Annotated in this window: 16 protein-coding genes, 1 tRNA gene and 3 pseudogenes; 8 read left to right on the top strand and 12 right to left on the bottom strand. The window is 40.3% G+C overall.

The window, feature by feature from the left end; all coding sequences use genetic code 11:
• Positions 1-98 precede the first annotated feature (98 nt).
• From MBUR_RS01665 to MBUR_RS12790, 3 genes and pseudogenes are all read right to left on the bottom strand, one after another.
• On the bottom strand, positions 99-662 hold the full coding sequence (locus MBUR_RS01665; protein ID WP_011498485.1) for a c-type cytochrome: 564 nt from the start codon (positions 660-662) through the stop codon (positions 99-101).
• A gap of 114 nt (positions 663-776) precedes the next feature.
• Positions 777-3,961, bottom strand: a pseudogene (locus MBUR_RS01660) (type I restriction endonuclease subunit R).
• A gap of 240 nt (positions 3,962-4,201) precedes the next feature.
• A complete protein-coding gene (locus MBUR_RS12790) occupies positions 4,202-4,516 on the bottom strand; it encodes a hypothetical protein (RefSeq protein ID WP_052286176.1) in 315 nt (104 codons plus the stop codon).
• Between the two features lie 104 nt (positions 4,517-4,620).
• Between MBUR_RS12790 and MBUR_RS01650 the strand changes: the two are divergent.
• A pseudogene (locus MBUR_RS01650) lies at positions 4,621-5,604 on the top strand (transposase); the annotation flags it as partial.
• Positions 5,605-5,651: 47 nt separating this feature from the next.
• On the opposite strand, the gene MBUR_RS01645 reads toward MBUR_RS01650, so the two are convergent.
• Complete coding sequence (locus MBUR_RS01645; RefSeq protein WP_011498484.1) at positions 5,652-6,776, bottom strand: IS256-like element ISMbu6 family transposase; 1,125 nt, start codon at positions 6,774-6,776, stop codon at positions 5,652-5,654.
• Between the two features lie 273 nt (positions 6,777-7,049).
• Positions 7,050-7,385: a DMT family transporter gene (locus MBUR_RS01640; RefSeq protein ID WP_052286174.1), complete on the bottom strand. Its 336-nt coding sequence runs from the start codon at positions 7,383-7,385 to the stop codon at positions 7,050-7,052.
• A 116-nt stretch (positions 7,386-7,501) separates the two neighbouring features.
• On the opposite strand from MBUR_RS01640, the gene pncB reads away from it, so the two are divergent.
• Positions 7,502-8,719, top strand: a complete 1,218-nt coding sequence (gene pncB, locus MBUR_RS01635) for a nicotinate phosphoribosyltransferase (RefSeq protein WP_011498483.1) — start codon at positions 7,502-7,504, stop codon at positions 8,717-8,719.
• An 11-nt stretch (positions 8,720-8,730) separates the two neighbouring features.
• Here pncB and MBUR_RS01630 read toward each other — a convergent pair whose 3' ends face one another.
• The 5 genes and pseudogenes from MBUR_RS01630 to MBUR_RS14250 all read right to left on the bottom strand — a co-directional run.
• The gene (locus tag MBUR_RS01630; protein WP_011498482.1) at positions 8,731-9,438 is read right to left on the bottom strand and encodes a zinc ribbon domain-containing protein; all 708 of its coding nucleotides are present in this window, start codon (positions 9,436-9,438) and stop codon (positions 8,731-8,733) included.
• Positions 9,439-9,450: 12 nt separating this feature from the next.
• Positions 9,451-10,263 carry a PrsW family glutamic-type intramembrane protease gene (locus MBUR_RS01625; RefSeq protein ID WP_048063143.1) on the bottom strand — a complete coding sequence of 271 codons (813 nt, stop codon included), beginning with the start codon at positions 10,261-10,263 and terminating at the stop codon, positions 9,451-9,453.
• 49 nt (positions 10,264-10,312) lie between these two features.
• Positions 10,313-10,699: a zinc-ribbon domain-containing protein gene (locus tag MBUR_RS01620; protein WP_048063142.1), complete on the bottom strand. Its 387-nt coding sequence runs from the start codon at positions 10,697-10,699 to the stop codon at positions 10,313-10,315.
• Between the two features lie 18 nt (positions 10,700-10,717).
• Positions 10,718-11,050 (bottom strand): zinc-ribbon domain-containing protein, encoded by a 333-nt coding sequence (locus tag MBUR_RS01615; RefSeq protein ID WP_011498481.1) that lies wholly within the window; start codon positions 11,048-11,050, stop codon positions 10,718-10,720.
• Positions 11,051-11,130: 80 nt separating this feature from the next.
• Positions 11,131-11,883: pseudogene (locus MBUR_RS14250) on the bottom strand (ISH3 family transposase); the annotation flags it as partial.
• Positions 11,884-12,291: 408 nt separating this feature from the next.
• Here MBUR_RS14250 and MBUR_RS01605 point away from each other — a divergent pair.
• From MBUR_RS01605 to MBUR_RS01595, 3 genes are all read left to right on the top strand, one after another.
• Positions 12,292-14,823, top strand: coding sequence for a bifunctional aconitate hydratase 2/2-methylisocitrate dehydratase (locus tag MBUR_RS01605; protein WP_011498480.1), 2,532 nt, complete (start codon positions 12,292-12,294; stop codon positions 14,821-14,823).
• A gap of 338 nt (positions 14,824-15,161) precedes the next feature.
• Positions 15,162-16,640, top strand: coding sequence for an IS66 family transposase (gene tnpC, locus MBUR_RS01600; RefSeq protein ID WP_011498479.1), 1,479 nt, complete (start codon positions 15,162-15,164; stop codon positions 16,638-16,640).
• Between the two features lie 445 nt (positions 16,641-17,085).
• On the top strand, positions 17,086-20,085 hold the full coding sequence (locus tag MBUR_RS01595) for a PGF-pre-PGF domain-containing protein (RefSeq protein WP_198003777.1): 3,000 nt from the start codon (positions 17,086-17,088) through the stop codon (positions 20,083-20,085).
• Between the two features lie 402 nt (positions 20,086-20,487).
• On the opposite strand, the gene MBUR_RS01585 is transcribed toward MBUR_RS01595, so the two are convergent.
• Together MBUR_RS01585 and MBUR_RS01580 are read right to left on the bottom strand one after the other, a co-directional pair.
• Positions 20,488-20,573 (bottom strand) — tRNA-Ser (locus tag MBUR_RS01585).
• An 89-nt stretch (positions 20,574-20,662) separates the two neighbouring features.
• A complete protein-coding gene (locus MBUR_RS01580) occupies positions 20,663-21,385 on the bottom strand; it encodes a peptidylprolyl isomerase (protein ID WP_048063139.1) in 723 nt (240 codons plus the stop codon).
• Between the two features lie 397 nt (positions 21,386-21,782).
• On the opposite strand from MBUR_RS01580, the gene MBUR_RS01575 reads away from it, so the two are divergent.
• The 3 genes from MBUR_RS01575 (at position 21,783) to MBUR_RS01565 (ending at position 25,583) form a co-directional block, all read left to right on the top strand.
• Positions 21,783-23,453 (top strand): sensor histidine kinase, encoded by a 1,671-nt coding sequence (locus MBUR_RS01575; protein ID WP_011498476.1) that lies wholly within the window; start codon positions 21,783-21,785, stop codon positions 23,451-23,453.
• Between the two features lie 238 nt (positions 23,454-23,691).
• Positions 23,692-25,194, top strand: a complete 1,503-nt coding sequence (locus tag MBUR_RS01570) for a homocysteine biosynthesis protein (protein WP_011498475.1) — start codon at positions 23,692-23,694, stop codon at positions 25,192-25,194.
• A 2-nt stretch (positions 25,195-25,196) separates the two neighbouring features.
• On the top strand, positions 25,197-25,583 hold the full coding sequence (locus MBUR_RS01565; protein WP_011498474.1) for a 4Fe-4S binding protein: 387 nt from the start codon (positions 25,197-25,199) through the stop codon (positions 25,581-25,583).
• Positions 25,584-25,586 lie beyond the last annotated feature (3 nt).

Raw genomic sequence — 25,586 nt, 5'->3', positions numbered from 1 at the left:
TTTTAGAATCCTAACGGTCTTTGAAGATCGTATCTATCCATAAACTTGTTTTAATAAAAAGGGTATGCAACCTTGCAAAAATGCAAGACCGGCAATAATTAAAGCGTCTTCAGATAATTGATGAGGTCTTCAATATCATCATCTGACATATCCCATCTTGGCATTGTATAATCCAACTCTTCTCCATCAGGTTCGATCCCATCCCTTATGGCTTCTTTTATCGTTTCATCGGTATAGGCAGGGTGTTCATCATGTCCACCTGCAACCTCATTTGCAGGTTCATCTTCAGCAGTCAAGGTGCTGTACCTTATATCTGAAGGGATATCAGTCCCCATCATTATAGGAATCCCACCTTTGCCACTAACTCCATGACAGCTTACACAACTGCCACCATGCACATATAGCCAGTGTGGACCACCGCTTGCCGGAATCAGTTGCCCTTCCTCATTATACCCTGTATAATATATCAGTTCACCATTCGAATCGAATTGTGAAGCGATATCTGAAGGCAATGATCGGTCGTACTGATTAGGATACATATATCCCGGTTCATGCCAGAAGTATTCCTGAGATGGTCTGTCGTATGAATCCCCCATCAGGTTCACACATCCGGATACTACTATAGCGATACCAAGCAAAAATAATAGAATTGGTCTTTTCAAAAGTTATTTCCCCACGCATAGAATAAGTCTAAAAAAGAATATGAGGTGGAGATTATTAATGCATTGTGATTGGTTTTGGGATGATTGAAATCGACCAATTTTAGATATTATATCTTAATGTGTCCACGAATTTGAAAGCGTTTCAGCTTGCTTTAATACTAATTCGATGGCTTCCGGAGCCATATCCGGCGGATATTTATAACGTTGTAATGTTCGGCGAACGAGTATGCGTAATTTGGCTCTCACACTATCACGTACCTGCCAATCCACTATCGTGGATCTACGTAGCTTTTCGGTGATCTCTACAGCGATCTTTTTGAGGGTTTCGTCCCCTAGCTCACGTACAGCACTTTCATTGTCTGCCAATGCATCATAGAATGCTATTTCATCAGGGTTCAGACCAAGAGCTTTTTCATGTTCCAGTCCTTCCCGGTAATCTTTTGGGATCTGGATAAGTTCTTCGATAACCTGAGCTGTTTCGATGGCACGATTATTGTATTTGCGTAAGGTTTCCTGCAAACGTTCACTGTATTTTTTTTCCTGAACAACATTATTGGACGATCTTGACCTTATCTGGTCTTTTAGCAGCTTTTCCAATAATTCAACTGCTAAGTTACGATATTTCATGTGCCTTATGTCTTCCAGAAATTCATTCGATAATAGGCTTATCTCTGGTTTTTCCAAACCCGCAAGTTCGAATATATCAATGACACCTTCGGCAATTACAGAATTGTCAAGTATCTGTTTAAGGATAGAGTTCTTTTCTTCCTGTGTCCGTTTTTTATCAACAGATGTGAACTTGCCAATGGCTGCCTGATGGCTGCAAAAAAGGCGATCTCAGCATGAAGTGGCTCAACTTCATCCAGAGTACTGCACAATGAATATGCTTTGGTGATGGCGAGTACTGTGTCCAGATAACGCTTTTTGCCGTCATCAAGTCCTAAGATATGGTTTGCTGCGGGTACAAGCAGTTTGTAGGCATTGCTCTCAAAGGCACTGTAATCGAAGCCGTGGAAAAGCCCACGCACGATATCTATTTTTTCCAGTAGTCTGGAATAGGCTTCTTCAGCATTCCTTGTGGGTTCACCTCTGCCTTTGGCTTCGGTGTAGTTATTGAGTGCGGTTTTCAGTTCGTTCGCAATCCCGATGTAATCTACTACCAGCCCCCCGGGCTTGTTGCCAAATACCCGATTGACTCTTGCGGTGGCCTGGATCAGATTGTGATCCTTCATGGGTTTGTCAATATACATGGTATGGCAGCAGGGTACGTCAAATCCTGTGAGCCACATGTCACGTACTATGACCAATTTTAGCGGGTCAGCACTGTCCTTGAAACGGTATTCAATATCCTTTTTGACCTGTTTGCTGTAAATGTGTGGCTGTAGTTCCTTTTTATCGGATGCTGAGCCGGTCATTACTACCTTTATAGCACATTTTTTTGGGTCAGTATCATGCCAGGCCGGACGCAATGCCACTATTTCGTCATAGAGGTCCACACAGATCCTACGGCTCATGCCTACGATCATTGCTTTGCCTTCCATTGACTCATTGCGTTTCTCAAAGTGCTGCACAAGATCGGCAGCAATCTGCTGAATACGTGGTTTTGTCCCTACAAGTTTTTCCAGACGACTCCATTCGCTTTTGGTCCTTTCACGATCAGAGATATCTTCTTCGTCTTCTACTATTTCTTCGACCTTTGAGGACAGTTCCTCGATCTGGGCATTGTTCAGGTCAAGCCTGGCCAGGCGGGATTCGCAATAAATGGGCACGGTCGCACCATCATCCACAGCATCCTGAATATCATATATCGAGACTTCCCTTCCAAATACATCATAGGTGTCTTTGTCCTGTGATGAGATAGGTGTGCCTGTAAACCCGATGAATGAAGCATTTGGTAAAGCATCCCTCAGATATCTGGAATATCCGAATACCGTTTTACTGCCGATCACATTGCCGTCATAATCTTTTATGTCAACCAGGCGACCCTTGCTACCATACTGGCTGCGGTGGGCCTCATCCGAGATCACCACGATGTTGTGACGGGAGTTAAGGATCGGATGTGTGGTCTCATCCCCGATCGGTGAGAACTTCTGTATGGTGGTAAAGATTATCCCGCCGGATTCCCTTTCCGATAGCATCAGACGTAGCTCTTCCCTATCCTGAGCTTGCACCGGTCTTTGTTTGAACAACTCTTGCAGGTTGGAGAAGGTCTTGAACAGTTGTCCGTCCAGATCATTACGGTCGGTCACTACCAATATGGTAGGATTGTTCATTTCCGGCTGCTGCAATAATTTACCTGCATAGCAGCACATTAAGATGCTCTTCCCGGACCCCTGAGTATGCCAGACAACCCCGGCCTTTTTGCTCCCAGGTACTACTTCTCTGCCATAGGTTGCACGCTCATCATAAGCAATATGTTTATCCGGCGGCTGTGAGGCTATTAGTGTTGCCTCCACTGCTGCACGCACAGCATGGAACTGATGATACCCGGCTATCTTCTTAACAATGCTTCCGCCATCGTTCTCAAAGAGTATAAAATACCGGAGGTAATCAAGCAGCAATTCCCTATCAAAGAACCCCCGCACAACTGTCTCCAGTTGCCATTCCAATAACGGTTTATCATTCTCACCCGAAATAGTACGCCAGGGTGCAAACCTTTCCTTATTAGCTGTCAGTGACCCAATACGTGCATTGAACCCATCACTTATTATCAGGGCCTCATTGAAAACAAAAAGATCGCTTATCTCATCCTTGTAGGTCTGCAACTGACTGTAAGCATCCCAGATATTCACGTCCTCATCATTCGGAGTCTTAAGCTCCAACACAGCAATAGGCAACCCATTGATAAAACAAACAACATCCGGCCTTCGGGGCTGCTTTACCCCCTGAATTGTAAACTGATTGACCGCCAGAAACCGATTGTTCCCCAAATTCTCAAAATCGATCAAAAACGCCCGATCCGAACCCACTTCCCCATCGGTTTCGCCCCCATCACCATTTTTACGATACTCGACCGACACCCCTTCCAACAATAACCGATGAAAACCCCGATTATTGGTGGTCAGGTCCAAACCTTCCGGCTTTAAAACAACCGCTAAAGCCTGCTCAATGGCACTTTCCGGCAAGTCCCCATTGATACGCACCAATGCTTCCCGCAAATACTGCTTTAGAACTATCTCATGGTAATCACTGCGCTCAGGATTATTAGAATCTGGAGCAATGTCTGGACCGTAGAGTACATCCCAGTCTTTTTCCCTGAACCAGTCAAGGCAGAGTTGTTCAAGTTCGTCTTCATTCATCGGTAGCATTCCTTTGTTAGTTCTGGGTATTTACTTTCAGCACTTTCAACGTTTTTTAATTTTAATAATGAATTATGCATCCGCTTCGTCAAGTTTGATATTTTCAACTGATAGTTCACCGGAAAGGAGTTTTGGGAGGAGGGTGTCACGCAAATTGCTTAGTCCTTTAATTTCTTCCTCAGCATTTCTCATAAACGCATATAATGGAGCTATTGAAATGTAAAATGCATCATTAATAAATTAACCAGCATTAATAAACGGAATACTATTCATGTTTTTTTGATTTAACTTCAATTGAACTGCACCTGTTACATAAACACTTATATTTTGGTTTTGCATAAACAACATTAGATGTTCAGTAGAAACATTATTTGTTCCTTGCAAAACATGCGCATGGTTATTTACCCAAGATTTTCCCCAAATATATTGAATAAATGGCGAACCATCATCTTTTAAGACTGAACCATCTTCACCAAGTAAAAGGTAAATACCATCAAAAATAGATTTATTGTAACTATTCAGCCACCTTTGCGTGCTAAAATCCCCCCACCTCAATCTATTTCATCTTCTGACATGGATTTTTACGAAAAAAGCAAGTAGTAGCATTCTATTTAAGTTCACACCCAAAAAATCAATTGGTTTTGCCAAACAGGAGGTGAATGAACACGAAACGCAAAGAAATCCTAGCAGTTTATGAACAAGGTCCCGAAGCAGTTGTCACTCTTGTCACTACATTGTACGACATCATTGCTGAACAACAAAAGATCATAGAACTACAAGCTGCCAGAATAACCGAACTCGAAGAACGAGTTAAAAAGTTGGAAGAGCAACTCAAAAAAAACAGCCGAAACAGCAGTAAACCACCTTCAACTGATGTTTTTATTAATGAGAAACCAAAAACAAAAAGCAGACGAAAAAAGAGTGGAAAGAAACCAGGTGGTCAGAAAGACCATCCTGGAACTACTCTCAGAATGGTAGATGTTCCTGACGAAGTTATAATTCACAAAGTACACAAATGTAGCAATTGTGAGAGATCGCTTGAAGATTTCGAACAGCAGATCAAGAACTTCTTAATAGAATCTCCTGTGATAAATTGTGATGAAACTGGTATGAGGATAGAAGGAAAACGACAGTGGTTACATGTTGCTTCTACAAACAAAATGACATGTTATTATCCTCATCAAAAAAGAGGCTCTGACGCAATGAATGCGATGGGAATCTTACCAAATTTTAATGGTACAGTAGTTCATGATTTCTGGAAATCATATTACAAATATGATTGTGATCATTCGATCTGTAATGCTCATCTATTGCGAGAATTAACAAGTGTAAGCGAGAACGATGATCAATTGTGGTCAAAAGCTATGAATATTCTACTTATTGATGTCAAAAAGTCAGTTGACCAGATCCGAGAAATGTCTGGTTGCATGAAACCAGAGAGAATTAAAGAGTTTGAAGATTGGTACGGCCAGATAATTCATATTGGGATAGAAGAAAATCCTCAACTTCAAGCCAAATCAAAGAAGCGAGGAAGAACTAAACAAACCACAGCAAAAAATCTGCTGGATCGGTTTATTGGTTATAAAAATGATATTCTCAGGTTTATGCATGATCTAAAAGTTCCATTTGAGAATAATCTTGCAGGTAGTGTCCCTTAATTGCTGTAACTTTATCCTGTACCCCTCTATGCTTAGTCTTCCATCGTTAAATATCTATTTCCCGTAATCCAATTTTCATTTTGATCGATCAATACTGCAATCACTAATCTCATCAATGATTCATCATTTGGAAACGCTCCAACAACTTTCGATCTTCTTTTGACCTCTTTATTCAATCTTTCAATCATATTTGTTGTCTTTATCCGTTTCCAATGTTCCTTTGGAAATGCTTGATAATTGGTCAATCCATGCTGAAATCTCTCAATTGTTTCTGCTGCTTTCTCAAATCCAGGTCTATCCCATTCAACCATCAATCCCAAGAGTTTTGTTTGATCATCCTGTACTTCTTTAAATGATTCCATCGCTTCCTTGTGATGTTTTCTTGGTAATTTCTTTAAAATGAGTCTTTCCAAATGTACTATACACATTTGCCAACTTGCTCCTAAGAATTGCCTTTCAACAGCTCTTTGGATACCCTTATGCCCATCTGAAATGACTAGTTCTACCCCTCTTAATCCTCTTTCTTTCAGATCGGTAAACATTTCCTCCCAAAACATAGCCTCTTCACTGTCAGCAATCTTAACACCTAATATCTCACGATATCCATCATTCTTTACACCTGCAACAATAAACACTGCTTTGTTTACATATCGTACTCGATCTCTAACTTTTAGATAAGTAGCATCAACATAAAGATACTTAATTTCATGCTCAATAGGCTTGTTCATAAATCCATGAACAGTTTTGTCAAGATCTTGAGCAATCCTTGAAACACGTGATCTTGAGATACTTTCCACTCCTAATTGTGAAATTATTTTTTCAACTTTTCTTGTTGAAACACCTTGAACATATGATTCAACAATGGCATTTTCGATTGCTTTTTCAGTTCGAGAGTATCTTTCAAATACTTGGGTCGTGAACGGAAAGTCTCTTAGTTGTGGTTTTTTGAGTGTAAGTTCTCCATGTCTTGTTGTCAGTGACCTATCACGATACCCATTCCTATGAGCTGTTCTTGTTATGCTTCGTTCGTGCTTTCCTGCACCAGATTGTTCTATTGCTTCCTGTTCCATAACTTCGTTTAAGAAGTATGTTATGAGGGGTTTCAAGGAAACGTTGCTGTCGTTAAGATAATCTGATATTAAATCGTATAATTCCATTGTCCTGTTCCTTTTTGTTGTTGTAAACCTAACAAAGGTACAGGACTAATTATAATTTACAGCAATTTAGTGACGCTATCCTAAAATCAGAATATATCACAAATTATAGTTTCTACATAACATAAATTAACATAAATTTTTAACTTAGTAACAACTATTAAATTCTAAAATGCTAAAAAATAGAGCTGTCAAACTTGGGAAGTATCAGTAATCCGACTCCAACAAAAGCAATGACTGCCCCCAGATATTTGATGAATCTTGAAAATGTGCGCCTTAGCGTATAACTATGAGCAAGAAGAACACAGGCACGGTAGCACCTATTAGGGATGCGTTCGTGGCCGTTGTATAGGTGAGTGCCACATTTTCAAACATGTAAAAACTTGTAATTCCCAGAAAACCGGCGATCATGACGTATTGTAGTTCTTTTCTGGTATAATCTGTTTTTTTTCTGCAAATGACAGACAGAAGTATTGTTACAATCAAAAAACGTAAGAAACCTATGGTCGCAGGATCCAGATAATTCAACAGGGCCTTTGTACCTATGAACGAAACCCCCCAGAGTATGACGGTCGTCAGCATGTAGATAATGCCTTTTGTCCAATCATCCATTATTTTGCCCCCGTTATTTCCGTTTTATAGCGAGTTTCTTTTGAGAGCCTGTCCTTTTATATATTGGTTTCGATATGTAGAATCCTATAGGTAATTCAAATCAGGGAAGACCTCAAGTGATCCGATCGATACTGGACAATGACCTTTATAAGTTTACAATGCAAATGGCAGTGTTAGAACTGTTTCCAAATGCACGTGCTGAATACCGTTTCATCAATAGGGGCGCTCAGAGTTTTACAAATGATTTCGTGAATGAGCTTCGGCGTATCATCAATAAGGATATTTCTAAAATCGCACTTTCCGAAGATGAATACATCTGGCTCAAAGATAATTGTCCTTTTTTTAAACCTTCATATATTGAATACCTGAAGAACTTTCGCTTTAATCCTGAAGAAGTGAAGATCGTTCTGACAGAAGATAATGAACTTGAACTATGTATTGAAGGTCCCTGGCACAGTTCCATATTGTGGGAGATCGTACTCATGTCAACCATTTCGGAACTTTATTTTACTGTAACGGATAACAAAGGAGAAGAAATCTCAGCTAGCAATGCCAATGATCCTGAAAATACTCTAATGGAGGAGTATAGCAGTTTTATAGGAGATATGGGAAAGGAACTGGATGCCAAAGGCTGCATCTTCTCTGAATTTGGAACTCGCCGCCGAAGAGGATTCAAATTACATGATAAAGTGGTCGAAGTTCTCCATGAACTGGATTCTTTTTCCGGCACTAGCAATGTATATTTTGCAAAAAAGTATGGTGTGAGGCCGATAGGTACCATTGGCCATGAATGGATAATGGGCAACTCCGCCCTTGTTGGTCTAAGGAATGCGAACAAGTTTGCTTTTGATAACTGGGTAAAGGTGTACAAAGGTGATCTTAGTATTGCTCTTAGTGATACTTTCGGTTCAAAGCCTTTCTTCCAAAATTTTAGTATTGGTCTTGCAAAGATCTATGATGGGGTCAGACATGACAGTGGTGATCCGATCAAGTTTGCAGATGAGGTCATTGAGCATTACAAAAAGCTTGGCATTGACCCGATGAAAAAAGTGCTGGTTTTCAGTGATTCCCTTCATGTAAGTGATGCTGTAAAACTTAAAGAATATTGTAGTGGCAGGATAAATTGCAGTTTCGGTATTGGCACAACCCTTACGAACAATCCGGACTTTTTCAGCTACAACCCTCCCCTGAACATGGTCATCAAGCTACACAAAATAGATGGCATACCGGTGGTGAAACTTAGCGATTCAGTAGAAAAGGCTACTGGGGACAAGGATGCTTTGAGGGTGGCTAATTATATATTTGGCAGAAAAGGGCTGGATGAGCAATTTTGACCACAGTTCTTTCACAACAACCGATTACCACATTTTGAACAAAATTTCGATCCCGGGATTACCTTTAAACCACAATTGTTACAGAAATTTATGATCACTTTCTTTTTATTATTATTCTTATTGTTATGTTCAATGATTCCGATATCACCTGAAGGACGATTTTTTCCATGGTTGTTACTGCTTTCTTCTGGATTTGAGGCAGTATTTCCGTGATAATCTCTATTTGTGGTGTTAGATATATCAGGCTTAATATTTCCATTCCAATTTTGTTTCTGTGCTCTTTGTTTTGTAATTTCATTAATGGCTTGTTCGATATGGAGGAATGAATCACTCTGGTCCGCAGAAAAAGTTATATTTTCCGGGAATAAATTCATTAAATAGGACCAGATGTTCTTTTTCCGATATTTTATCTGGATCTTATTGCAATTATTCTCTCCTTCTATAATCTCAACTTTAACTTCACCCAGATCATCATAAGGGATATCTAGCTGATTGGTCACTCTGCATATAGTTCCATCTTCATGAACGATCTTTCCTTTATCGAAGTATAGTTCATAGGATTCATTATCCCATGGAAGTTTTGAATCAAATTTGGTGATGCGTAGTACATTCTCGAATAGTTCTACAAGTGATTTATCGTCCCATGTTGCTCCTCCACCATCGCCAGCATCCGATGTTTGCCGGTATCCAAATGCTAATATTTGAAGATTTTTTCCCATATTAACACACCCTTATTTTAAAATGGAACCACATTTGGGGCAAAATTTAGATGGGTCTTCGATTCGTAGTCCACAATTCCCACAAAACATATTTTTGTTGTTTCCATTATTTGAAGAAGCATTTTCTTTGGAACCCACGACATCAGATATTATGTGATCAATGGATTTTTGATCTTTGGATTGGAGTGCAGATTTGAGAAGGTAAACAGGTCCGATATCATCCATGGATGAAAGATCATCCGGGAGATAGTAGTAAAGTTTGTAAAATACATAACAAACTACAACAAGACCAACAATGAACAGAATCCATATAAGGGACAAGAAATTGTAAAAGAAATGAAAAGCCATTGCTATGGCAACGAAAGTAAGGAGATTTTTTGTCTTTAGATTGTTAACAATAATGTTCAGATTCAAAGAACTCCTGTCAAAATCCTTATGCGCAAGAAACACAAGTCCCATTCCTGCTGTTGCGGAGGCACACACATGCATAAGTACCGGGAATACAGAACGTAATAATACGGCATCAGGAGCCTGAAAGAGATATACTATATTCTCAACAAATGCAAATCCAATCCCTGCGAGAACTCCCAATGTAGCTCCCTTTTTTTTATTTGTAAGAGAGGATGGGTAATAAAGAGCAAGATAAAGTATACCTATTACTTTACAAGGCTCTTCAACAAAAGGAGCAATAAGAGGAGCTATGCCAAAGATGCTTCCAAGAAGTGTATTTAATGGCAAGGCGATGATGATGACACATAATATACCCCCGAGCAACGCTATGATCTCGGGAATCAAAGGTCCTAATTCTTTTTTGTCTTCGTACATATTACCACCACGTTAATAAATTCGGACAATTTTGTAATTGAATGTATTTTCACATCCTTTCAAGAGGAACAAAACCTGGTTCTCCCACTCCTTTTTTATAGACATCGTAAGCAAGGGAGATGTTGCAAGCAAATAACACCAGAGTGAATATTCCTGAATATAAAGTTAGGAAGAAAAGTATAAATTCCAGTGCTATTAAAAAATACCATGGATATCCATAGATCGTTTTAATATCCAGATACCAGTATCCAAGACCCCATAATATGAAAAAGTTAAGAACTACAGCTATCACTGGATTTTTAGCTTTTTGCACTGTCAATGAAGATCTTGAAGTAGAATTTGATGAATCCTGATCACTTAAACTAAAATTAGTACCACAACTGACACAGAATTTAGAATCATCCCTGTTCTCAGCTCCACATTTTGGACAAAACATATTCAACCTCCTTTGAAATTATCTTAGATCTGTACCACAATTGGTACAGAACATAGCTCCTCCCCCAATCTCAGAATTGCATGAGGGACATCTATGTGACATTGAAGAGGAAGATTTATTTGCAGAATATTCCTCTGATTTTAGAAGAATGACATCACCTGCGGCAGAAATTCTGCTCCAAGGAGCCTCAGATTCATTTCCGTCCTCATCTTCTATAACAAGAGCCTGATCTGGTTCACCCACAACAAGAGACAGCTCCTTCACTTTACCTCTAATATAGCCGGAACTGTCTATAACCTGCATTCCAATGATTTTTTCTTTCCTCAATGTTTGTTTAGCCTTTTTTTCCATTGGTCAGTGCCTCCATCATGACACATTAATAATATAGAAAATGTATGTGCTAAGCAAATATATATTTTCCGATTGTATCATTCAAGAACTGTAGAGCATTTCCCATACTCCTTTCGTGTTCTTCAAGCATCCTTTTGATCCTTTTGTTTGATTTTGCAGCGATGATATAATCCACTTTTTGATTATCCAACTCTGAAGTCACATCTAAATTGAAAAATTCTCGATCCATAAAAACGGTGCCAATCTTAACCCCAATTTTACCAACTCTTTCAATCAATGATTCTATAAGGATAGAATGATTTTTGCATAATCCATTTATGTCAATTACATCCAGAGTAATTTTATTCTTCCCAATGATGTCTAAAGTACAAAACGAACGACCCCATGAAGTTCCATTTTTTGGTTTCATACCTCTCACTCCTGCACTATTTTTGTCGCCATAATATGGAATATCATGAAAATCAATCGCAATGTCTTGAACTGTATTTTCAAATTTCATCATTTTTAAAATCTCAAAACTCATATTCCTGAATTTATGAAGAATATCTTCCACATTATTGTACATGATATATTCGAAAATGGTATAATCGGATGGTATTTTTTTGAGTAGAGCTTTTAAATATTAAATCATTACTTACCGATTCAAGAGAGTTAGTAGAGGATGTTGCGACATATAGCATGACTGTGGCAACATCTTGGCAATCAAATATTACATTTGATGGCAAGGTCATTATATCATTTTTACTAAACAATTCTTATGACACGGCTAGTAAGTTGGCAGTGTTTCCAAAATTCATGGAGTTGTTTTTTGTTATCGCATAGAACAATTCCATGTTTTTAGAAAAAGTGTTTTTGAAAAAATCATTGTAATTGGATAGCATAAGCTTTGCAGTTTTTAAAAAAGAGCAGTTAATCGGAACTAAGGTCATTCGGAACTACTGTGTATATCAATATCGGGGATGTAGGTGCAAATCAACTCATAATTCCTTTAATAGAACTCGTGAGAATTCATCGTTATCCCTGGTAAGTACTGGTAAGTACTGGTAAGTTGCACTCTCGTCCTCAACTTGTTCCATTTACTAAAGATATTTATTTGTTACTCCGTTAATGTCATATACAGCAAACACGATAATCAGCGTCATATCCCATTTAACCAAGTGCTTTTTTACAAGGAAACAAGACAAGAAAAGCTACTCAGTTGCCAATGCAACAAAAACGCAATTTCTCATGGAGGATAAAAGATGATCGAAGCTTATCTAATACACGAAGAAGAGAGGAAAGCTCAGGGTATTCCTGCACTTCCTCTGAATCCGGAACAGACTTCTGAACTTTGTGAATTGTTACAAAATCCTCCTGCAGAACAGGAAGAATTCCTTCTCCACCTGTTCACGGAACGGATATCTCCTGGTGTAGGCCCCGCTGCAAAGGTCAAGGCAGATTTCCTTGGTAATATACTGACAGGAGATGCCTCTTCACCACTTATAGACAAAAAGGAAGCCATCGGGATCCTGGGAACCATGATCGGTGGCTATAATGTCAAGTATCTTATCGAAGCACTCGGAGATTCAGAAGTAGCAGATGAGGCTACCTGTGCGCTTTCAGGCATAACCCTGGTCTACGAAGCATTTGACGAGGTACTGGAACTGTCAGAGACAAATGAAGCTGCCAGAAAGGTTCTTGAAAGCTGGGCTAATGCTGAGTGGTTCACAAGCAGACAAGCGATCCCTGAAACCATCACTGTCAGAGTATTCAAGGTTGATGGCGAGATCAACACCGACGATTTCTCCCCTGCAAGTGCTGCATGGAGTCGCCCCGACATACCTCTTCATGCACTCGAAATGGGCACTACCCGCTTCCCCGGAGGCATTGAAGAAATTGCAAAATGGCGCGGAGAAGGACACGAAGTTGCCTTTGTCGCTGATGTGGTAGGAACCGGATCCTCCCGAAAATCCGCCTGCAACAGTGTGCTCTGGCACATAGGCAAGGACATACCACATGTTCCAAATAAACGCCGTGACTGTGTGATCATCGGTACTGCCATAGCTCCTATCTTCTTTAACACGGCCGAGGACTCCGGTGCTCTGCCTCTGCAAATGGATATCAGCAAACTACAACATGGCGATATCATTACAATCAACACCGTAAAGGGTGAAGTAACAGATGAAGAGGGTAATGTACTTTCCACTTTATACCTCAACCCTAACACCCTTCCGGACGAATACCGCGCAGGCGGTCGTATTCCTCTCATAATTGGCAGGTCACTGACCACACGGACCCGCGAGGTACTGGGTCTGCCTGAGACAGACATTTTCGTTAAACCCGATAATCCGATTCCAGAACCGGGGCAGGCTTACTCCCTAGCACAGAAGATAGTTGGTCAGGCATGCAGTGTAGATGGAGTTCTGCCTGGTACAGCCTGTGAGCCAATAATGACCACTGTAGGTTCCCAGGACACCACCGGTCCCATGACCACCGATGAGCTCACAGAACTTGCCTGCCTCAAGTTCCAAGCTCCCATGTTCATGCAGTCATTCTGTCACACAGCAGCATACCCCAAGCTTACCGACGTAAAGATGCACAGGACACTGCCTGATTTTGTATCTGATCGTGGCGGTGTCTCCCTGAATCCCGGAGATGGAATTATCCACAGCTGGCTTAACCGCCTGCTGGTTCCGGACACAGTGGGTACTGGTGGTGACTCTCATACAAGGTTCCCGATCGGCATATCATTCCCGGCAGGTTCCGGGCTTGTGGCCTTTGCCGGAGCTCTGGGTTTCATGCCTCTGGATATGCCTGAATCCGTGCTGGTACGTTTCAGCGGAAAACTTAACTCTGGCATTACACTGCGTGATGTGGTCAACTCAATACCATACTATGCTATCCAGCAGGGTCTGATGACCGTACCAAAGAAAAATAAGATCAATATCTTCAACGGACGCATTCTTGAAATAGAAGGGCTACCCGACCTCACGGCCGAGCAGGCATTCGAGTTGACAGACTCTGCGGCAGAGCGCTCAGCCGCAGCCGGTTGTATCCAGCTTGATGAGAAGCCCGTAGCCACCTATCTGCGCTCCAACGTGGCATTGATGAAAAAAATGATAGGAAATGGGTATAGCGATGCACAGACTCTCCAAAAGCGCATAGAAGCTGTTGAGGAATGGCTGGAAGATCCGAAACTACTAAAAGCAGATCCGAATGCAGATTACGCCGCTGTCATAGGGATAGATCTTGCAGATATCAAGGAGCCGATCCTTGCATGCCCAAATGATCCTGATGATGTCAAACTGCTTTCCGAGGTTGCAGGCACCCCTATTCAGGATGTCTTTATAGGCTCATGCATGACAAACATCGGGCACTTCCGCGCTGCAGCCGAAATCTGGCGTGACCAGAAGTTCAACTCTGATGTCCGCACCTGGATCTGCCCTCCTACCCGGATGGACCAGGCAAAGCTCAGGGAAGAGTCAGTTTTCTCCGTGTACGGTCAGGTTGGTGCCCGCATCGAGATAGCGGGATGCTCACTATGTATGGGGAACCAGGCTCGTGTACCGGATGAATCCACCGTGTTTTCCACAAGCACCCGTAACTTTGACAACCGTGTGGGTGACGGAGCCCAGGTCTACCTTGGCTCAGCGGAGCTTGGAGCGGTTATCTCCAACCTTGGCAGGATACCCACGGTAAATGAGTACATGGAAATTTACATGGAGAAGATCGAGCCAAAGCAGGACGAGATCTACAGGTATCTTCAATTCGATGAAATGGAAGAATACCTGTAATACAAACTATAAAACCATCTGTGGACACTATTAAATGCGTAGCTTAAAGCGCATTTAGCAATAATGGGCACACAACGCCCATTCTCCACATTTTTAATTTGTACCTTATTTCTTTAAGAGTTCATCAAATTAGAATGGGAGGATTTACATGCTAATTTGATGGACTCATTATATTCTAAAAAAGAAGAAGTAACTATTCAGCCACCTTTGCGTGCTAAAATCCCCCCACCTCAATCTATTTCATCTTCTGACATGGATTTTTACGAAAAAAGCAAGTAGTAGCATTCTATATAAGTTCACACCCAAAAAATCAATTGGTTTTGCCAAACAGGAGGTGAATGAACACGAAACGCAAAGAAATCCTAGCAGTTTATGAACAAGGTCCCGAAGCAGTTGTCACTCTTGTCACTACATTGTACGACATCATTGCTGAACAACAAACGATCATAGAACTACAAGCTGCCAGAATAACCGAACTCGAAGAACGAGTTAAAAAGTTGGAAGAGCAACTCAAAAAAAACAGCCGAAACAGCAGTAAACCACCTTCAACTGATGTTTTTATTAATGAGAAACCAAAAACAAAAAGCAGACGAAAAAAGAGTGGAAAGAAACCAGGTGGTCAGAAAGACCATCCTGGAACTACTCTCAGAATGGTAGATGTTCCTGACGAAGTTATAATTCACAAAGTACACAAATGTAGCAATTGTGAAAGATCGCTTGAAGATATAGAAGTTAAAGATCATGAAAAAAGGCAAGTATTTGACATACCTCCCATTAAGCTTCAAGTAACAGAACATCGTGCTGAAATCAAGTCCTGTCCTCACTGCGGTTGCAAGAACAAAGCTACTTTTTCAGAAAAGGTTAAACAACCCACGCAATATGGCTTACGTCTTGCATCATTAGCAGTCTACTTACATGATTATCAATTACTTCCTTATGAACGCAGCTGTGAATTGCGAGCTGATGTTTGTGGATGTGAAATAAGTCCCGCTACTTTGGCCAGGGCAGAAAAGACATGTTTTGAAAAACTTGAAGATTTCGAACAGCAGATCAAGAACTTCTTAATAGAATCTCCTGTGATAAATTGTGATGAAACTGGTATGAGAATAGAAGGAAAACGACAGTGGTTACATGTTGCTTCTACAAACAAAATGACATGTTATTATCCTCATCAAAAAAGAGGCTCTGAAGCAATGAATGCGATGGGAATCTTACCAAATTTCAATGGTACAGTAGTTCATTATTTCTGGAAATCATATTACAAATATGATTGTGATCATTCGATCTGTAATGCTCATCTATTGCGAGAATTAACAAGTGTAAGCGAGAACGATGATCAATTGTGGTCAAAAGCTATGAATATTCTATTATTGATGTCAAAAAATCAGTTGACCATCCGAGAAATGTCTGGTTGTATGAAACCAGAGAGAATTAAAGAGTTTGAAGATTGGTACGGCCAGATAATTCATATTGGGATAGAAGAAAATCCTCAACTTCAAGCCAAATCAAAGAAGCGAGGAAGAACTAAACAAACCACAGCAAAAAATCTGCTGGATCGGTTTATTGGTTATAAAAATGATATTCTCAGGTTTATGCATGATCTAAAAGTTCCATTTGAGAATAATCTTGCAGAAAGGGATGTGAGAATGATGAAAGTACAGCAGAAGATATCGGGTACATTCCGAAGTATGCAAGGAGCATTAATTTTCTCGCGGGTAAGAAGTTACATTTCTACTGTTAAGAAGAATCAGGTTCCTGTGATGGATGCAATTCGAAATGCAATTGCTGGAATGCCATTTATTCCAACAATTGTTTGAGCTTCTAATCTTTTTGTGTAAAGGTTGGTCATACAGGATTGACTCTAGGTAGGCTGAATAGTTACGATTTATTTAATGACACTCCTCCGTTTTCGATTGATAAATTATATATAAGATACTATCTTATGAGGGTTTATTATTATTATTATTATTATTATTATAACATTTGGGTTGTGGTTGTGCATTATACTTTCAAAGAAAGCACCAATATGGCTTAGATTCTAATAAAATTAATATTTCGAATAAGTACGATCACATCAATATTTAGAAATATATATTTAATAAATTAATTTAATATGGTTTTCCCAGGTCAAGGATAAGTGTATTTCTGCTTGATCTGGTCTTAATGTAGGGTAAATCCAAAAGTATTGGAGGATAAATGATGCATAATAGATTCAGTAGATGGGGTAATAAAACTCTGATTGTGTTGGTTTTTGTAATTCTTGTGGTACTCGGTATATCTGTACAAGCATCTGTTCCGAGTTTTACAAATTTAGACAATTCAACGATCGAAGAGCAGAATATATCGATCATGGACAATGATCTTGCTATCACTAATTCAGATGGGACTGGTTATGGTGATGGGTATATTGAGTTTATCCTTAGCAATTCTAATTCTTATGATGATTTTGATCTAAACAGTTCTTCTTCTCCGAATTCAAATGGTGAAATTTCCATCAATGGTAGTGATGTTTTTGTTGGGACTGGCAGTGGAGTTGTTAAAATCGGTATCATTAATGCAACATATGATGGTCAGGATGGTCAAAAACTCCGAGTTGATTTCGTAACAGAAACAGCAAGTTTGCCCACTAATAATAATTTTGAAACCGGTAATATGGATGGATGGGCTATCAATTCAAGTATATCTTCTATCCCGGACACTCCTGAACTAAGAGCAGTTATGTACGAAACTGTTGACGGTAATCCTGATGTTGGGGGGGGCTATGATTTCAACAACATATTGGATAGTGCTAGTCAATTTGCAACTGCAGATACTGATGCTAGTCAGGGGACCTACAGTTTGAAACTATCCAATCGTGGGACTACTAACCTGGGTTTTGGTTATATTTGGGGTCCTTCCGCAATAAGTTCAAACTTTTCAGCTGCTGCGGGGGATAGAATATTGTTTGATTGGATGGCAACTCAAACAAGCGATTATTATGTGGCCTATGCAATACTGATTGACAACACTAACTCTGAGACCAGCATATTGTTTGCAGACCAGGGGTCAAGCAGCACATGGCAAACTCAGCAGGTACTTGTAGCAAAGAACAGTTCTGATCTACAATTTAAATTTATTCTTGGTAGTTATGATAATAGTGGTGGGAGGGCAGTTGGTGCAACAATGCGTATTGATAATATTCGAGCGCAGTTGTTGACTGATGACATCGTTAGTTCCTTAGCTCGTTCACTGACTTACAATTACACTGACAGTAGTCCTTCAGGTGATGTTATTTCAGGCAGAACCTATACTATCACAGTTAAAGATGGGGATGGGGAACTTGCTTCTGGCACTTCTACACTGTTTGTCTATGGCAATGCTCCAGTGTTTAATTCTGCTGATAATTATTCAGTAGCTGAAAATGAAACGAGTTTGGCATTAATGTTGTATGATACACAAGCAGACAATGGTGATGGTGGTCTAAATGATTCCAATATCACATATTTATTTGCAGGAGGGGATGGACAAAGTCTGTTTGCCATCGACTCAGATGATGGTGAAATACGTCTGACTTCCTTGGGTACTGTCACTTTGGACTATGAGGCAAAAACAAACTATACTCTTCAGGTCCTTGTGACCGATCAGCAAGCTGCTAATAACACACTCATTGAAAACGTCACAGTCAATGTAATTGATGCCAATGACCCTGCAATAGCCGCGTCACCACTCTCCCAGGGTGCAGTTAATGGTACATACGTTCCTATGATCCCTGAATTTAGCTGGACCTTCTCTGATATCAATGCTGGCGATGGCCAGGCTGCTTATCAGTTGCTCGTATCATCTTCATCTTCAAATCTAACGTCCGAAAATGGTGATATGTGGGATACAGGTAAATTGATGAGTAGCTCATCAAATAACATTACTTACAATGGTTCCTCTCTAAATGGGGGACAAACATATTACTGGAAAGTAAAATTATGGGATTCCTATGACGATACGCGTTTTTATTGCCCTGGACAAACGTTTTCAACACGTGGTCCATCACTTATCCTTGGAAATGTTGTTAGCATTGAACAGGACTGGGGAATCAATTTCAACATAGATCATTCTGTAACTAGCACTGAAACAGATGCTGACAATGTTAATGTTACTTATAATGTTCCGTGGTTAACTGGTTCTTCCTTGGGATCAATTAACACTGATGACTTGAAGTGGTGCAATCATACATTGTTGAACTCAACGGTCGCAGAGAACGTCATTAGGGTCTATTCTAATACTACACAAACCAGTGCATCCAATGATTCTGAAGTATTCTACATAAACATCACTAAACGAGATATTGAGGTTGTAATTTCACCTTCTTCTCAATCTATTGCTCCAGGTGCTACTATATGGGTAAGTGCAACTGTGGAAGGGGAATATGGTGAAACTTTCATTGGGAATGCAGTGTTCTTGAGGGATGGTATTGGAATTGGCACAACACAAGCAGTTACTGATGGGAATGCAAGTTTTAATACAACAGAATCTTCGTTGGGAACACACATCTTCTCGATCGAGTTCTATAATACGACACTTTACCACAACACTTCTGCTGTCTCCTTGGTCACAGTAAGTGATCCACAAACAAGTGATAATGGAGTAAGGGTTCATACAAAGTTAGGTCAACCTTCTGAAAATGTTAGGTCAACAGTTTCCGAACTGAAACATGTCATGGGTGGCAATAAGGTAGAGTTTACGTTCTCGGCTGGTGATGCTCCTGTCCTTGGGGTCAGCTTTGATGCAAAAGACAATGAAGGTGTTGTTGTTGCATCCGTTCAGGTGTTGAATGAAGTTCCCGATGACGTTGGGTCGCCATCTGGTATATCCTATGAGTTCATGAGCATTAATGTTGGATCTGATGGAATGATCTCAGAACACAATGCTGACAATATCGTAATCAACTTTAAAGTTAGTCGGGAATGGATCAAAGAAAATAACATTGATCCATCTACAATAAGACTTTCACGATATCATGAGGTGTGGCAAGATCTTCCTTCTTCACAGACCCGGGATGACGATGAGTTCCTTTACTTCGTTGCTTATACTCCGGGCTTCTCATTTTTCTCCATTGTCGGAGATGAAGTTGGAACCAGTGTGTCTGAAGAGGAGGTCGTCATAACTCCACAACAGACAATAGAGGACGAAGAACCGGTTGAAAAGGATAAACCAATACTTGCAGTATTTGGCATAGCAATTGTATTGGGAATGGCGACAGTGATAGTAAGCAAAAGAAATAAAAAATGATGTGGGCAGTTTATCTGTCCTTCTTTCTTTTTTTCATGTGAATTTTTCACGAAATGCAAGTGTTCGCGATTGGGAACCAGTATCAAAAAAAGATGATATATACGTATGTTTATCGGGAGTGAATGAATCAGGCAGAAGTGCTGTGATATACTTCAGTGTAGACAAAAAATCAGATGCTACACTTTTGAATACTGGCAGCAAAAATAGTATTTTCAAATTCAAAAATGGGTTCTTTATTCTTGGTAGAATAATTAGCATCATCAATTTACTTTTCAGCAATTGATATTTTTTTCATACTTGTACAGTTCCATGCTTGTCACCTCCACACATGAATTAATTCTGCATCATATATACAGAATCCAAGCGGGGTGAAAGTAAGCAAGCACTATACTGCTGATTTTACGCTGAGGAAGAGATTCGAACTCTTGCAGCGCGTTAGCACTACCGGTTTTCAAGACCGGCGCCGTAGTCCACTTGGCTACCTCAGCAAATGAATGGTTTCTAAACAGCGTTTTCAGGTATAAAGCTTTTGCTTTAAAAAGTATTGAACATGTTTAAAGAAAGGGTGTGAAGAGGATTACTCTTCACTTTCTGTTACTTCTTCTTCGTTTGCTTCTTCAACAACCGGTGTAGGCATCTGAACTGGGTATGATTCGATGTAGCTTACTTTTTCGAGGCCAAGGTGCTCTATAAGTTCGCTTGCTACTCTTCCCTTTGCCATTAACCAGCGCTGGTTGAATGAAAGCATTGCAGGTACCTCAATGGATACTTTGTTGTCCTCGATAGCAACCTCGAGGTCAGGAACACCTGTATATAGTGCAAGGAGGCCTTTTACTTTCTCTATAGGTTCCTCGATCTTCTCGTCAATGGAGTATTCGTAGTTGATATCTTTTCCTGCGAGCGGGTGGTTGAAATCGACACGTACTCTGCGACCGATGACTTTTACAACAGTTCCTCTTTTATCATCAAGCTCAACATTCATGCCAGGGAATGCTTTCTGGTCCTTGAACTTTGTCAGGGATATGTTCTCCACAAGCTTTGGGTCATGTTCGCCAAAACCTTTCTCAGGTGCAATAATAACTGTGCCTGAGTGGCCGACCTCTTTACCCGCAAAGTCTTCATCAAGACCTGCAATGGTGTGTCCTGCGCCTACGATAACTACATCTCCACCGTACATGCCGCGTGGATTATAGATCTCGTTTGCCTTTGCAAGCTCTTCGTCGGTCGTATCAAAGATCTGGTCTCCACCGAACTTTCCGGTGTATGATACTTTAATGATATCTCCTTTTTCTATTGCCAAGATGATCAACTCAATTGGATTTTATTAATTTAATTAATATTTATAAGGAATTTCTTCTCGGTATACTCGTTTGTCTTTAATAAGTTTTTGGGACAAATTGGGTCTATTAAACAATGGTTGTTTTATCTTCTGATTTTGCATCTCATGACCAGGGAATCTAAATGTAAACACAATATTTATATGTTGGTTCTTATAATATAATATAATATAATATAATATAATATCAACGCATAAAACCAATCAACAGTTTTCATCTAAATTATTTATGAGTACTTTGCAATAATTATTTCGCATCGCATTAAAAGTATATTATATAATGAAAAACATATACACATTTATATATGTGAAGGGATATTCATTATATATAGTATAGTATCTGACCATTGGGATGGGTCATATGAATGATGAACATAAAATGCTTAAGGGTATAAGTAGTGATCTTGAATCTGCGCTTCGTCAATCCCTTGAAGAAATAAAATTGTCAGCCGAAACAAAAATTCGGTTAGAATCTGTTATTAGCAAGAGTCCTGCTGTTGTATTTTTCTGGTGTGCAAAAGATGACCGTCCGGTCGAGTTCGTGACCGATAACATTGAAAGGTTCGGTTACTCAAAAGAAGATTTTGTTACTGGCACATTACTTTATGACAGCATCATACATCCGGATGATCGTGATGGTGTCAAGGACATAATTTCGGAGTCTGTCAATGCCGGGATAGATGAGTTCAATTGTGAGTACAGGATCGTAACAGAATCCAATGATATAAAATGGGTCTATGAAACGACAGTGATACATCGAACAACTGATTCAACTGTCGATCACTTCTATGGTATCCTTTTTGACATAACTGGCCGAAAGCGTGCTGAACAATCGATTGCAGATCATGAACGTGATATTTCTGTACTTTATTCTGCTGTGACACTTGCATCAGAATCCCTTGATATTGATGATCTGCTTGCTGAAATTCTAATGGAACTTGGGGACCTTTTCAAGATCGATGCTGGCGGTGTCTACATAATCGATCATGATCAATATAAAGCAAACCTCAGGGCGAACATTGGTACGGATGATGTGCTTGCGTCTACTATCCACTATTCTCAGAATGAGGATATGTTCAAGAACGTGACTAACCTGCCTAAAAATACTATTGTTTCGGATGAGCTCATACGTCAAGGTTCTCGTTTTGTAACAAAAACAAATCTAACTTTTTATCTTCATTCGAGGGACAAGGTCGTAGGCTTTGTCCTGCTTGTACTTCCTCCCGGATATCCTCTATCTGAGAAGAACTTGCAGGTCCTTGAACATGTTGGAAAGCATATTGGTATCGCTATTGAGAATGCACAATTGTTCGAAAAGACTCAAAAAGCCTATGATGAACTAAGGTCGCTTGACAACCTTAAAAATGAATTCTTTGCAAACCTGAGCCATGAGCTAAAAACGCCCATGATCTCTATCAAAGGCTTCAGTGAGCTTCTGGGTGATGGTAAATTTGGTCCGCTTAATGTTGAACAGAAAAAAGCTAATGATGCAGTTGTGCGTAATGCGGAGCGATTGAAAGACCTTATCGATTCACTGCTTTATATGTGTATGGAAAAAGAGGGTAAGTATAAGTATGATTTTGTCCCCCTCCCCATCAAGAGATTAATTCTTAATTCCCTTGAAAAGGCCCGTGTTCAAGCTGGCAGCAACAACATTGTCTTCAGGGATGAAATTCCTGAAAATATTCCGGTCATCTATGGGGATGAAGAAAGGCTGACAACCGCATTGAACAATATTTTGGACAATGCTGTGAAATTTATGTTGGAAGGGGAAGTTATCGTCTCGGTACAAGATGAAGCTGATCATATCCATCTTCGGATCAAGGACAATGGCATCGGAATTCCAAAAAACAAAGTGGATAAGGTATTTGACAGCTTCTACCAGGTCGATGGTTCACTTACTCGGATGTATGGTGGGACTGGTATAGGTTTGCATGTATCAAAAAGGATCATTGATGTGCATAATGGAAAGATCTGGTTGAAGAGTCTGGAAGGGTTTGGTACGACAGTCCATATACTGTTACCAAAATGAGTATCTTTCTCGTCTCATTCATTCATTCATTCATTCATTCTTTTTATTTATTTCAATTTGAATTATGTTTTGATCATTCTGTTGTTTTTATTCTTCTTTTCTACTCAATTTGTTTTTGTCTTTCATCTTTTTTATTATCTTGTAGGCTATCATTTTGACCTTTAATTAATGTCTGAAATAACCGGAAGTAATATATGCACCGTTGATTATTACTCGTTAGCAGGCAGAGGTAGTAGATATGGTCAAAAAAACAATACATGAGATCAATGGCAGGATTCGTGACGGTAGTGTCAATGTAGTGACTGCTGAAGAAATGGTAGATATCGTGGGTGAGTTAGGTGCAGAAGGTGCGGCAAAGGAAGTTGATGTCGTAACTACCGGTACTTTCGGAGCCATGTGTTCTTCCGGCGTATGGTTAAATTTTGGTCACTCGGAACCTCCTATCAGAATAAACAAGCTCTGGCTTAACGATGTTGAGGCTTATTCAGGTGTTGCTGCAGTCGATGCATACCTAGGGGCCACGCAGGCATCCCGTTCCAAAGGTCTGGAATACGGTGGTGCTCATGTCATAGAAGATCTAATCCGTGGCAGGTCCATCGATGTACATGGAACTTCTCCTGGAACGGACTGTTATCCACGAACGGTTATCGATACCACCATCAACATTTATGATCTGAATCAGGCTATTATGCTGAATCCTCGTAACGCATACCAGAAATACAACGCTGCTACTAATAGTACTAATCATACTCTGAATACCTATATGGGTACTCTACTGCCGAATCATGGCAATGTAACCTTCTCTGGTGCCGGAGTGCTTTCTCCAATGCACAATGATCCGAACTATGAGACCATAGGCACAGGCACACGTATCTTCCTTGGTGGTGCTCAGGGCTACATCGTAGGCGAAGGTACTCAACACTCTCCAGAATCAGGTTTTGGAACACTCATGCTTAAAGGTGATTTAAAGGAGATGAGCTCGGAATACATTCGTGCTGCCAGTTTTGAAGGATATGGAACTTCCCTTTATGTTGGAATGGGTATTCCAATACCGGTGCTCAATGAGGATATTGCAAAAGCCACTGCTGTAACGGATGACGATATCGTTACAAATCTTCTTGATTATGGTATTCCCAGCAGCAATCGTCCTGCTATCAGGTCTGTCACTTATGGCGAATTGCGTTCCGGTTCGATCGATGTCAATGGTAAGGAAGTAACGACCTCATCTCTCTCAAGTTTCAAGAAGTCCCGCCAGATCGCCAATGAACTTAAAGATTGGATAAAAAGCGGTGAGTTTTTTGTCAGCATGCCTGTGGAACGTCTTCCAAGGGATACTGCATGCAACTCGATGAAATTATCTCGTGTTAGTCCTCTGGTGGGGGATATCATGACTTCGGACGTTAGTATCATTCAGGCAGAAGCAAGCTTTAACGACGCTGCAAAAACCATCATGGATAAACAGTTCAGCCATCTTCCTGTGGTCGATAAGGATAATTCTCTTGTGGGTATCGTGACCGCATGGGATATTTCCAAAGCCGTTGCAAAAGCGGAATATGATCTTGTTAAAGATATCATGACAAAAGATGTGGTGACAACAAGCCCGGATGAAGCAATAGACATTGCAGCTTTCAAACTTGACAGCAACAATGTTTCTGCACTTCCTGTCATCGATGCAAAGAAACAAGTGGTTGGTATAATCACAAGCGATGATATCAGTAAACTGCTCGCAAGGAGGCAATAAAGATGAAGATAAAGATAAGCATTGAATCTGCCATTGTTGCAAAACCGATATTGGCGGAGGCTATTATCGAAACCGGTGCTCTTCTGAACATTTCGCAGGCACACTATGACACCACTCATGGTGAGGTCGTAGCTGATATTCCTTCTGAACAGTTCGGGAAGATCCGGGATTCTCTTGTGAAGAAAGGTGCCGAAGTCGTAGTTCTTGATACTCCCATCAGCAGAGACGAGGAAGAATGTGTGGAATGCGGTGCATGCATATCTGTTTGTCCTGTAGGGGTATTTTCCTTTGCTGACGACTGGAGTCTGGAGGTCGATACTGACAAGTGCATCCAGTGTGGTACCTGTCTGACCATGTGCCCACATAATGCTCTGGTTCTTGGGCAGTGACAG

Source organism: Methanococcoides burtonii DSM 6242 (assembly GCF_000013725.1).
In the GTDB taxonomy this organism is placed as follows: Archaea; Halobacteriota; Methanosarcinia; order Methanosarcinales; family Methanosarcinaceae; genus Methanococcoides; species Methanococcoides burtonii.
The sequence above is the reverse complement of the archived record's forward strand: the minus strand, read 5'-3'. Positions and strand labels throughout refer to the sequence as shown.